Below are 11,748 nucleotides of genomic sequence, written 5' to 3'. Positions count from 1 at the left end.
TCCCGGGCAAACCGCGTGTGGACCGGGCCTGTGCGAAATCGGGCGGCTGCGTTTGCCTATACTGGCGGCACACACTGGTGAAACCACGCGATGCCCCGGGGAGGGCGCACCGAATGTCCGCCGACAACGTCTACAAGCACTTCTACCGCACGCTGCGCCTGGGCGCGGCCGAACTGAGCGACGGCGGCGGGCCGTTTGGCTTCGACATCACCACCGCGCTGGAATTCGACTACCTGATTGAGCGCTACCAGTGCGACGCGATCATCGAGACCGGCTGCAACGCCGGCGACACCACCGACTACCTCGCGCGCGCCTACCCGCACCTGGCGATCGTGACCTGCGACGTGGTCGACAAGTACGTCGACCTGGTGCAGCGCCGGGTCAACTTCATGCCGCACACCTACGTGGAAAAGGCCGATTCGCCCGACCTGATCGCCAAGTACCGCGACCAGTTCCGCTGCCCGCTGTACTACCTAGACGCGCACTGGTACGAGGCGTGGCCGCTGGAGCGCGAGCTGGCGCTGATCGAGAACGGCGTCGTCTGCGTCGACGACTTCAACATCGGCAACCCGCGCTTCGGCTTCGACAAGTACGGCGAGCTCGAGTGCGGCCCGGAGATGCTTGGCCGCTTCATCGACAAGATCCCCCACTACTACACCAACAACCCCGACGCGCAGTACGAGCTGCCGTGCCTGCAGATCGGCCGCCGCGGCGGCAAGGCGTATTTCCCGGTCGGGCAGCAGCACGACCACCTCAAGCACCACCGCTATTTCAAGCGCTACGAGACGCCGCAGGTGAAGACCGCGGACTGACGGCTCCCCTCTTTGGAAAAGAGGGGCTGGGGAGATTTGCTTCCCGTTTCCGTCGCCTTGCCATCAAGGGCAAAGGCAACTCTCCCCCAACCCCTCCCTGTCAGGAAGGGGAGCACAGCACAGCCCCCCATGCAGCCGCGGGTCCAACTTTCTCGAAGGACGAGCAACCGCACAAAAAAGAAGCGGCCGAAGCCGCTTCTTTTTTGCCTTCCTGCTTCACCGCGTGAGTGATCAGCCCAGCGACTTAGCCGCCTCGACCACGTGCTCGACGGTGAAGCCGAAGTGCGGCATCAGCGCCTCGATCGGCGCCGAAGCACCGAAGCTGTCGATGCCGATCACGGCACCGTCGAGGCCGACGTACTTGCGCCAAAAATCGCTGACGCCAGCTTCGATCGCGACGCGGCGGCGCACTGAGTTGGGCAGCACCGATTCGCGGTAAGCCTGGTCCTGGCGGTCGAACACGTCGGTCGAGGGCATCGACACCACGCGCACCTTGTCGCCCAGCTGCTCGGCGGCCTGCATCGCCAGCCCGACCTCAGAGCCGGTCGCGATCAGGATCAGCTCGGGCGCACCGACGCTGTCCTTGAGCACGTAACCACCGCGCGCGATGTCGGCGACCTGCTGCGCGTCGCGCGGCTGGTGGGCGAGGTTCTGGCGCGAGAACACCAGGCAGCTCGGGCCGTCGCTGCGCTCGATCGCGGCCTTCCAGCACACCGCCGACTCGACCGCGTCGCACGGGCGCCAGACGTCGTTGTGCGGGATGTAGCGCAGGCTCGCCAGGTGCTCGATCGGCTGGTGGGTCGGGCCGTCCTCGCCCAGGCCGATCGAATCATGCGTGTAGACGTGGATCGCGTGCGCGCCCATCAACGCGCTCATGCGCACCGCGTTGCGGGCGTAGTCGCTGAACACCAGGAACGTCGCGTCGTACGGGATGAAGCATTCGTGCAGGCCCAGTCCATTGCTGATCGCGGTCATCGCGAACTCGCGCACGCCGTAGTAGATGTAGTTGGCGTCCCGGCCGTCATCGGAATCGGGGTCGGAGGTGACCGACTTGCTGCCCTTCCACAGGGTCAGGTTGGAATGCGCGAGGTCGGCCGAGCCGCCGATCAGTTCCGGCAGCAGCGGCGCGTAGGCCTCGATCGCCATCTGCGACGCCTTGCGCGAGGCCACGACCGGGCCTTCGGCCTGCAGCTTGGCAATGAAGGCATCGGCCGCGGCGCTGAAGCCCTCGGGCAGTTCGCCATGCGCGCGCCGGGTCAGTTCGGCGGCCAGCTGCGGGTATTGCTGAGCGTACTTGTCGAACAGGGTGTTCCACTGGTCCTCGCGCACGAGGCCGGCGTTGCCGGCGCGCCAGCCGTCGTAGATGGCCTGCGGGATCTCGAACGGGCCGTGCTCCCAGCCGAGTGCCGCGCGGGTGGCGACGATCTCGTCCTTGCCCAGCGGCGCGCCGTGCGACGACTCCTTGCCGGCCTTCGCGGGCGAGCCGAAACCAATCGTGGTGCGGCAGCAGATCAGGGTCGGCTTGTCGCTGGAGGCGATCGCGGTTTCGATCGCCGCCTTGATCGCGTCGGCGTCGTGGCCGTCGACGCCGCGCACCACGTTCCAGCCGTAGGCCTCGAAACGCGCCGGGGTGTCGTCGGTGAACCAGCCGTCGGTGTTGCCGTCGATCGAGATCTTGTTGTCGTCCCAGAACGCGACCAGCTTGTGCAGGCCCCAGGTGCCGGCCAGCGAGGCGGCCTCGTGCGAGATGCCCTCCATCAGGCAGCCGTCGCCCATGAACACCCAGGTGCGGCTGTCGACGATCTGCAGCTCGGGCTTGTTGAAGCGCTGCGCGAGCAGCTTCTCGGCCAGCGCCATGCCGACCGCGTTGGCGAACCCCTGACCGAGCGGACCGGTGGTGGTCTCGATGCCCGGGGTCATGAAGTTCTCGGGGTGGCCCGGGGTCTTGCTGTCGAGCTGGCGGAACTGCTTGAGGTCAGCCAGCGAGACGTCGTAGCCGGACAGGTGCAGCAGCGCGTACTGCAGCATCGAGCCATGGCCATTCGACAAAACGAAGCGGTCGCGGTTGAACCAGGTCGGATTGTTCGGGTTGTGGCTGTAGTAGTCGTTCCACAGCACTTCGGCGATGTCGGCCATGCCCATCGGCATGCCCGGATGCCCGGAGTTGGCGGCCTGCACCGCGTCGGCGGCGAGGAAACGGATGGCGTTGGCAAGGTCGCGGCGGCTGGGCGTCGTCATGGGCTGCTGGGCTCTACGGATTTGAGCCCCTCTCCCGTCGGGAGAGGGGTTGGGGTGAGGGGTCGGCGCGAGTGCGAAGCTTCAACCACACATCGGCCCCTCATCCGCCCTTCGGGCACCTTCTCCCGGGGGGAGAAGGAAAAATCCCCGCCATTGTCCCATCCGGGGCCAGCGCTGTCGCCCCGGGCCAGCGTAGGGCGGGTTTTAACCCGCCATCGCCATGCACGACCCCGCGACAAGCCGGAGGCGAGCCGTGGTTGCGATTCCTTGCAATTTGGTGACGACGGGACGGCGGGTTGAAACCCGCCCTACGCCAGGCGTTCGGCCGGCACGGCGCGCTCGCCGCGCGACACCATCGCCGCAATGCCGAGGTCGCCGGTGACGTTGACCGTGGTCCGGCACATGTCGAGGAAGTGGTTGACGCCCAACACCATGCCGATGCCTTCCGGCGGCACCCCGACCATCGCGCAGATCAGCGCCACCACCGGCAGCGAGCCCGAGGGCACGCCGGCGGTGCCGATGCCGCCGAGGATGCAGACCAGCATCACCATGAACTGCTGGCCCAGGCTCAGGTCCACGCCGAAGAACTGGGCGAGGAAGATCACCGTCACCCCCTCGAACAGCGCGGTGCCGTTCTGGTTGGCGGTGGCGCCGACGGTCAGCACGAAGCGCGACACCGGGCGCGGCAGGCGCAGCTGCTCGTCGGCAACGCGCAGTGCGGTCGGCAACGTGGCGTTGCTCGAGGCGGTCGAGAACGCCATCAGCATCGCCTCCTGCACGCCCTTGAAGAATGCCATCGGCGAATAGCCGCCGACGAACTTCAGCGCCAGCGAATAGACCACGAACAGGTGGATCGCCAGCGCCAGCACCACCACGCCGACGTACGCACCCAGCCGCACCAGCAGCTCCCAGCCGAACAGCACGGCCAGGTTGAACATGAAGCAGAACACCGCGTACGGCGCCAGCCGGATCACCAGGCCGATCAGCGTCATCGACACCTCGAACAGGCCCTCGATGCCGCGCTTGAGGGTCTCGATCGCCGGCGTCGGCTTGCTCATCACCAAGCCGACCCCGAACATCAGCGCGAAGAACATCAGCGACAGGATGCTGGCGTTGCTCGAGGCCGCGCCGATGACGTTGTCGGGCACGATCTTCATCAGCATGTCGAGGCCCTTGGGCTGCGACGCGCTGTCCTTGACGATGGCTTGGGCGCGCTCGGCGCCTTGCGTGAGCAGCTCCTGCGCCAGCGCCGGATCGACGCCGGCACCGGGCTGGAACACATTCACCAGCACCAGCCCGAGCAGCACGGCGATGCCGGACAGCACGACCGTGTAACCCAGCGTCCGCCAGCCGATCCGGCCGAGCGCGCGGATGTCGCCCATCTCCGACACGCCGACCACCAGCGCCGAGAACAGCAGCGGCACGATCAGCATGAAGATCAGGGTCAGGAACAAGGTCGCGAACGGTTGCGTCACGTACTTGGTCAGCGACTGCACCCAGGCCGCATCGGCGCCGACGCCGTAGTGCACGAACATGCCCAGCAGCAGCCCGGCGATGAAACCGATCGCGATCTTCCAGTGCAGCGGCAGCCTAGTCTTGCCGGTGCCTGCGCGGTGCGTGTCGCTGGTGGGTTCGGTCATCGTGAGGCTCCGCGCATCAATGGCGGCGAGCTTAGCAAACCCGCCAGGCGCGTCCGCCGTGGGCACGCCGGGTTTCGAGTCGTGCAGCAACGCCACCGCGACACGCGACGCCGGAGCTGGGCCGCTCCGCGGATCGGTCAGCGAGCTGGCGGATACAGCGGCGGCAGCGGCGTCGGCGTCGGCCCTTCGACCACGCGCCAGCGCGGCCCCTTCGCGAACGCGTCGCGCAACGCGCTGCGCGCGGCGACGCCGTCGCCACCGCCCCAGCGTGCGCGCTGCATCGTGACGAGTGCTTCGCGCTGGCGCTCGTCGTCGAGACGCGCGACCACGGTGTCGAGATCGCGCGCGGGCGGGGTCGCGCTTGCGCACAGCGCCTGCTCGACCTCGGCGAAATCGCCGGTGGCCAGCGCGCGCTTGAGTGCGGCGCGGATCTCGCCCGAGGCTCGCGGCAAAGGTGTCGATGCGCCTGGTATCGACGATGCAGGCCCCAATGCGGCCGGCTGGGCGCGGTGCTGCAGGCCCCAGACCAGGGTGAACAGCCACAGGGCGGCGAACAGCGCGGTCGCCAACACCCACATGCGGCTCGCGCCTGCGGTCGTCGAGGCGAACGGCGCGTGCGCGCGCGCCGCGTCGGCAGTTGTCGCGGCGGGCACTGCGGCGACGGCGGCTCCATCGGCCGCGAGCACCTGCCACGACAAGGCCGGCAGGGTCGCGGTCCGCGCCTGCCCCGCGCGCACGTCCCACCAGCCCAGCCGCACGCCGGGCATCTTCACGGCGCCGGCCCGCGCCGGCACCAGCGAGAACGTGCGGCTCACTTTCACCCGCGGGCGGCCGTTGCTGAAAGTCTCGTCGGCCTTGGCCGGCTCGGCGAACACCTGCACGCCGTCGATCGCCGGCAGCTGCAGGTCGGGCATCTGCGCGGCGCTGGCGCCGTCGGCCGTGGCCTCGATGGTCAGGGTCGCGGCGCTGCCGGTGCGCAGGTCCTGCGGGGTGGACTGGTAGCGCAATTGCAGGTCGTGCAGCGGCAACCACGGCTGCGGTGCGTTCGCCGGCACCGCGCGCACCTGCACGATGCGTGGCGCGGCGCGCGCCTGCAGCGCGCCGCCGCGGTCCCCGAACAGGTCGTCGAAGAAGCCGCCCGCGCCCCGGCCCTCGAAGCTCGCGCCGGGAATCGTCAGCGCGCCACTGCGCTCGGGCACCAGCAGGTAGCGGCGCTCGACCACGGTGTACTGGCGGTTGCCGAGTTGCCGGGTGTACTGGGCGTCGTCACCGACGCGTTGCAGCGAGGCGCCGTCGGGCGAGGCCTGGTCGAGCTGCCCCGACACCAGTGGCACCGCCGAGTACAGCCGCACCACCCAGCCCACCGCCTGTTGCACGTACGGGTCCTGGTCGTCGGCCTCGCTTTCGATGAACACGTCGTCGCCGGCACGCGTCGGCGTGGCGCTGCGGCCGGGCGCGACCAGCAGCGTCAGCGGCGCGGTGCGTTCGTTGCCGACGGCGAGCGCCGGGATCGTCAACAGACCATCGCGGCGCGGCTGCAGCGCAACGGCATACAAGGTGCGTGTGCTGCTGCGGCCGTTGACGAGTTCGAACTGGCGGCGACTGGTGCTGCCGCTGATCGCGAACTCGCGCCGCAGCGGCGCGTAGTTGGGCGCCGCCGCCTGGGTGGTCTCGATGTTGAGCGTGACCGTCTCGCCTTGGCCGATGCGGTCGCGGTCGAGCCACGCGCGCGGCTGCGCGGCGGTGGCCAGGCTGACCAGCGCCAGCAGCAGGCCGATGAGGTAACGAAGGTGCGGCATCGCGATCATTCTCCCTGCAGGCCCTGCAGCTGGCGGCGTTCGTGCTCGATCCGGAACTTCTCGCGCAGCAGGCCGCCCGGGTCGTCGGGCACGCGCTTGAGCCAGGCCTCGTTGGCGAGCCGGCGTTCGCGCTGCGCGGGGGTCTCGCGCGGCGGCGCGGTGGGCGTGTCGGTTGGCGGTTTGGCGTCTGGCTGCGCCTTGGCCTGCTGCAGCTCGCGCTGCATGCGTTCGCGCTGCGCGGCGTCGGCGGCTTGCTGGGCGGCGGCGCTCGCGGGCTTCTGCTGCTTGCCTGGATCGCGCTCGGACGCCGGGTCCTCGCTGCGCGATTGGTCCGGCGACGGCGGTTGTGGCGGTGCCTTGGCCTCGCCCTTCCCGCCCTGCGTTGAGGGTTTGCCGTTCTTCGAGGCATCGGCCTTCGGGTTGGGATCTCCCTGGTCCTGCTTCGGGCCCTTCGGCGGCTTGCGGTCCATTACCGCCTTGACCGCGCGCCGGTTGGCCAGCGCATCGGCCATCTGCGGTTGCTGCTGCAGGGCCTGGTCGTAAGCGTCGATGGCCTGCGGGTACTGCCCGGCCTTGGCCAGCGCGTTGCCCCGGTTGTAGTGCGCATCGGCGCTGTCGACCTCGCCGTAGAGCTGCGCGGCGCGGGCGAAATCGCCGCGGCGGTAGGCCTGCTCGCCGCGCTGCATGCGCGCGTGCGCGGCTTGGTCCGGGCGACGCCACAGGTCGGCCGCGTGCACCGAGTGCCACGGCAGCCACAGGCACACCAGCAGCACCGCCACCGCGCCGCCGCGACGGAACGCGAACAGGGCGATCAGCATCAGCGGAGGCAGCAGCCAGAAGCCGCCGTCCTGGCGCGCCGTCCCGGTCTCCCCTTGTGCCGCCGCACCTTCGGTAGCGGTCGGGTCGAGCACGCGCAACGTACGCAGGTCGGCGTCACCCGGGGCGAGCGCGGCGTAGCGACCGCCGCCGCGCTTCGCCAAGGCGCGCAACGACGCCGGATCGAGCCGCGCGCCGGCGACCGAGCCGTCAGGGCGCTGGTACGGCGCACCGGCCTCGCTGCCCAGCCCGAGCGCCGACACGCGGTAGCCGTCGCCGGCGGCATTGGCGGCAGCGGCTTGCGCCGCGTCGTCGGCATGGTCGGTCAGCAGCAGGATGTCGCCGTGCTTGAACCCGGCCTGCCGCAACAGCTTCGCCGACCAGGCGATCGCGCGGTCGCCGCGCTGGCCGTCGACCGGCATCACGTCGGGCAGCAAAGAATCCAGGAACAGGGCGACGTTGGCGGCGTCATCGGTCAGCGGCGCGACGGTGAAGGCATCGCCGGCATAGACCACCAGCCCGACCTGGCCGCCAGCGCGTTCGCGCAGCAGCGTCGACAGCTTGGCGCGCGCCTGCGCGAGCCGCGATGGCGGCAGGTCCGCGGCCATGGTCGCGCTCGACAGGTCCAGCGCGACCACCAGCGGCGCGTGGCTTTGCCACAGCGGTTGCTCGACGTGTCGCCAGCTCGGGCCGGCCAGTGCCAGCACCGCCAAGCCGTAGCCCAAAGCCGCGCCCCACCAGGCCAGCCGCGCGCGCGGATGCGGCGCGGTGTCGAGCAGGTGCGGCAGCAGGTGCGCATCGACCGTGTCGCGCCACACGCTCGCGTGACGACGGCGCGCGCGCCACAGCCAGGCCAGCATCGGCAGCGCCAGCAACGCCCACAGCCACTGCGGCCGCAGCAGCTGCAGCGCGGCGAAACCCTCACCCAATGCGGCGAAGTTCATGCGCGCCTCCGCCGCGGCCAGGCGAAGGCGAGCAACGCGCACGCCCATGCGCCCGCCAGTGGCCACCAGTAGCGCTCGATCTTCGGGCGCACCGCCTTGCCGGGCCGCTCGATCGGTTCGAGGCGGTCGATCTCGGCGTAGATGCCGGCCAGCCCGGCGGTGTCGCGCGCGCGGAAGAAACGGCCGCCGGTTTGGGTCGCGATCGCGCGCAGCGCGGCCTCGTCGATCTCGTCGCCCGCGCCGGGCATCGGCAGCTGGAAGCCGAACAGAGACAGCGAACCGTCGCCGCCGAACGCGATCGTGTGCACGCGGACGCCTTCGTCGCGCGCGAGTTCGGCGGCCTTCTTCGGCTCCAGCGCGCCGGCGGTATTGACGCCGTCGGTGAGCAGGATCAGCACGCGCTGCCCGGCCGGCTGCGCGCGCAGGCGCTTGACCGCCAGCCCGATCGCGTCGCCGATCGCGGTCTCCTGCCCGGCCATGCCGATCACGCTGTCGGTCAACTGCTCGCGCACCGAATCGCGGTCGAGCGTGAGCGGCGTCAGCGCGTAGGCGCGGCGGCCGAACACCAGCAGCCCGACGCGATCGCCCGCGCGCCGATCGAGGAAATCGGCGAGCACCGCCTTGGCCGCGGTCAGCCGGTCGACGGGACGACCGCCGAGATCCATGTCGGGCTCGCTCATGCTGCCCGACAGGTCGAGCGCGAGCATCAGGTCGCGGCCCGCGACCGGCGGTTGCACCGCGTCGCCCAGTTGCTGCGGCCGTGCGGTGGCCACGCACAGCAGCAGCCAGCCCAGCCACAGCAGCCAGTGGCTGCGGCCGCCGCGGCCGTGGCGGCCTCCGGCCACGGCGACCGCGTCCAGGCGCGCGCCGAACGGCACCTTCAGCGCCGCCGAGGGATTGCGCGCGGCGGGCAACACCCAGCGCGCGAGCAACGGCAACGGCAGCGCGAGCAACCACCACGGCCACGCGAACAGCTCGCGCGGATCACCGAGTTGCTGCAGCCAAGCGCTCACTTGCCCGCCATCCAGGTGAGGAAGCGTGCGCGCGCCAGCTCGCGCAACGCGGTGACGGCACGCGGATCGGCGTCACGCTGATAGCCGCCTTCGAGCAACAGCCGCCCCGGCCCCCGCGTGAACCCGCATTGCCGGTCGTCGCTGTCGAGGAACGCCAGCCAGGCCTCGCCGTGCAGGCGATCGGCCGCCGGATCGCGCTGGCGCGCCGCGCGGCGCAACAGCTCGGACATTGCCGCGACCTGCGTGGCCGGAGTCGGCGCGGCATCGACGCTCGAATCGAACAGGACGGCGATCGCGCGTCGCCGCTCGCGACGACGCGCGCGGAGGAAAACGAGGCCCGCCGCCACCGCGAGCAGCACCAGCGCCAGCCACCACCAGCCAGGCGCGGGCGGCCACCACGGCGGCGCCGGCGGCCGGTGGATGTCGCGCAGGACGAGCGTCGTGGCGAGCATCATTGCCAACTTCAGGCCACCAACGGCCGCGCGCGGCCGAGCAGCGGCAGCCACGATTCGCTGGCGGCGTCGGTCGCCAAGGCCTGCACGCGCACGCCGCGCGACGGCAGGCGCTCCAGCGCGGCTTCGATCGGCGCGCTGAACGCGCCGCGCCAGCGCTGGCGTTGCGCGGCCACGCCCAGGTCGAGTTCAACGCGGTGGCCGCCGCTGCGGAACGGCAGCAGCGCCTTGGGCGGCGCGGTTTCCAGCGGATCGGTGAGCAGCAGCACGATGACTTCGTGGTGCTGCGCCAGCGCCGGCCAACGACGTTCTGGGATCGTGAGCAGGCTGCCCGGATCAGCGAGCACCAGCAATCGCGAGCCCGGGCGCAGCAGGCGTGCGGCGTGGTCGAGCGCGACCGCCAGGCCGGCGTCCTCCTGCGGTGGCTGTGCGTACCAGCGCACCAGCCCATCTAGCACGCGCAGCGCGCCGCGTGCGCCCGAGGCCGGCGCCACGGGCGCCTCGCGCAGGCTGCCGCGCAGCGCCGCGATGCGGTCGCCATCGCGCGCCGCCGCCCACGCGGCCACGGCTCCCGCGCGCGCCGCCTGCACCGACTTGAAGCGCACGCGGGTGCCGAAGTACAGGGACGGCGCGGTATCGGCCACGATCAGGCTGAGCCGCTCGCGCTCGGCCTGGAACAGCTTGGTGTGCGCGCGCCCGGTGCGCGCGGTCAGGCGCCAGTCGATGTGGCGCGCGTCGTCACCGGCCACGTACTCGCGGGACTCGGCGTACTCCATGCCACGACCGCGCAGTGGCGACAACGCGTGGCCGCTGACGCCATCGCGGCCATGGCGCGCGCTGCGGCGGCCGCTGACCGCCGCGCGCAGCGCGACCAGTTCGGCCAGCCCGGGACGCACGCCGCCGAGCGGGGCCAGTTCGGATGCGGCAGCGTCATCGCGCTTGCGCATGGCGCTCAGGGCAGCGGCACCAGCCGCAACAATTCGCCGACCAGGCGATCGCCATCCCAGCCTTCCGCGGTCGCCTCGTAGCTGGGCAGGATCCGATGCCGCAGCACGTCCGGCGCGATCGCACGAACGTCATCCGGGGTCACGAAGTCGCGGCCGGCCAGCCATGCATGCGCGCGCGCGCAGCGCTCCAACGCGATCGAACCGCGCGGGCTCGCGCCCCACGCGATGCGCTGCGCCAGGGTGGCGTCATAGCGCTGCGCGTCGCGCGAGGCCAGCACCAGCTCGACCAGGTAACGTTCGACCGCCGGCGCGACGTGCAGGTCGAGCACCGCGGCACGCGCGGTGAACACGTCGGCCAGCGGCAGGCGCCGGATCGGTACTGCGCCGGACTGCATGGCATCGCGGGCACGCTCACGCGCGAGCCGCAGGATCTGCGTCTCGGCCGCCGCCTCCGGATAGCCGATGCGCACGTGCATCAGGAACCGGTCGAGTTGTGCCTCCGGCAACGGAAACGTGCCTTCCTGCTCGATCGGGTTCTGCGTGGCCATCACCAGGAACAGCGAAGGCAGCGCATAGGTCGCACGGCCGACCGTAACCTGGCGCTCGCCCATCGCCTCGAGCAGCGCCGACTGCACCTTGGCCGGCGCGCGGTTGATCTCGTCGGCCAGCACGATCGGGTGGAAGATCGGGCCCGGCTGGAACTCGAAACGGCCGTCCTGCGGGCGCCAGACTTCGGTGCCGGTGAGGTCGGCAGGCAGCAGGTCCGGGGTGAACTGGACGCGCGCGAACTCGGCGTCCAGCCGCGCCGCAAGCGCGCGGATCGCGCTGGTCTTGGCCAGCCCCGGCGCGCCTTCGACCAGCAGGTGGCCGTCAGCGAGCAGGGCGATCAACAGCCGTTCGATCAACGCCGCCTGGCCGACGATCTCGGTCGACAGCGCCTCGCGCAGTGCCCGGAACGCGTCGTGCAAACGGGTCAGTTCGTGGTCGCCGCCGAGCGGGTCTGGTGTGCTGTGCAGGGTGCTGTCCATTCCGATCCGGGTTTCGGTGTCGATTTGATTCTGACCGAAACCCGGCGGCATGGTTCAAC

The 11,748-nt window shown here is 70.8% G+C and carries 9 protein-coding genes; 1 reads left to right on the top strand and 8 read right to left on the bottom strand.

The genetic code is table 11. The features are described from left to right. The first annotated feature begins 113 nt into the window (after positions 1-113). Entirely contained in the window at positions 114-812 is a 699-nt protein-coding gene (locus tag ACFQZQ_RS07980; protein WP_386812222.1) for a hypothetical protein, read from the top strand. 231 nt (positions 813-1,043) lie between these two features. Here the strand turns inward: ACFQZQ_RS07980 and tkt are convergent, their stop codons facing one another. From tkt to ACFQZQ_RS07940, 8 genes are all read right to left on the bottom strand, one after another. Then, the gene (gene tkt / locus ACFQZQ_RS07975; RefSeq protein ID WP_386812221.1) at positions 1,044-3,050 is read right to left on the bottom strand and encodes a transketolase; all 2,007 of its coding nucleotides are present in this window, start codon (positions 3,048-3,050) and stop codon (positions 1,044-1,046) included. A gap of 308 nt (positions 3,051-3,358) precedes the next feature. Then, entirely contained in the window at positions 3,359-4,690 is a 1,332-nt protein-coding gene (locus tag ACFQZQ_RS07970) for a dicarboxylate/amino acid:cation symporter (RefSeq protein ID WP_386812220.1), read from the bottom strand. Positions 4,691-4,827: 137 nt separating this feature from the next. Further along, a complete protein-coding gene (locus tag ACFQZQ_RS07965; protein WP_386812219.1) occupies positions 4,828-6,498 on the bottom strand; it encodes a BatD family protein in 1,671 nt (556 codons plus the stop codon). Continuing rightward, on the bottom strand, positions 6,495-8,249 hold the full coding sequence (locus tag ACFQZQ_RS07960) for a tetratricopeptide repeat protein (RefSeq protein WP_386812218.1): 1,755 nt from the start codon (positions 8,247-8,249) through the stop codon (positions 6,495-6,497). Before ACFQZQ_RS07960 ends, ACFQZQ_RS07965 begins: the two co-directional genes overlap by 4 nt. After that, a complete protein-coding gene (locus ACFQZQ_RS07955) occupies positions 8,246-9,262 on the bottom strand; it encodes a vWA domain-containing protein (RefSeq protein WP_386812217.1) in 1,017 nt (338 codons plus the stop codon). The genes ACFQZQ_RS07960 and ACFQZQ_RS07955 overlap by 4 nt, the downstream gene beginning before the upstream one ends. Next, complete coding sequence (locus tag ACFQZQ_RS07950) at positions 9,259-9,717, bottom strand: DUF4381 family protein (protein WP_386812216.1); 459 nt, start codon at positions 9,715-9,717, stop codon at positions 9,259-9,261. The genes ACFQZQ_RS07955 and ACFQZQ_RS07950 overlap by 4 nt, the downstream gene beginning before the upstream one ends. 8 nt (positions 9,718-9,725) lie before the next feature. Further along, positions 9,726-10,661, bottom strand: a complete 936-nt coding sequence (locus ACFQZQ_RS07945; protein WP_386812215.1) for a DUF58 domain-containing protein — start codon at positions 10,659-10,661, stop codon at positions 9,726-9,728. Between the two features lie 5 nt (positions 10,662-10,666). Next, positions 10,667-11,689 carry an AAA family ATPase gene (locus tag ACFQZQ_RS07940; protein ID WP_386812214.1) on the bottom strand — a complete coding sequence of 341 codons (1,023 nt, stop codon included), beginning with the start codon at positions 11,687-11,689 and terminating at the stop codon, positions 10,667-10,669. Positions 11,690-11,748 lie beyond the last annotated feature (59 nt).

The sequence above is a fragment of the Lysobacter koreensis genome (genome assembly GCF_042677045.1).
Classification (GTDB): Bacteria; Pseudomonadota; Gammaproteobacteria; order Xanthomonadales; family Xanthomonadaceae; genus Lysobacter_K; species Lysobacter_K koreensis.
Note: the sequence above shows the minus strand (reverse complement) of the source record. Positions and strands in the feature narration are given on the sequence as shown.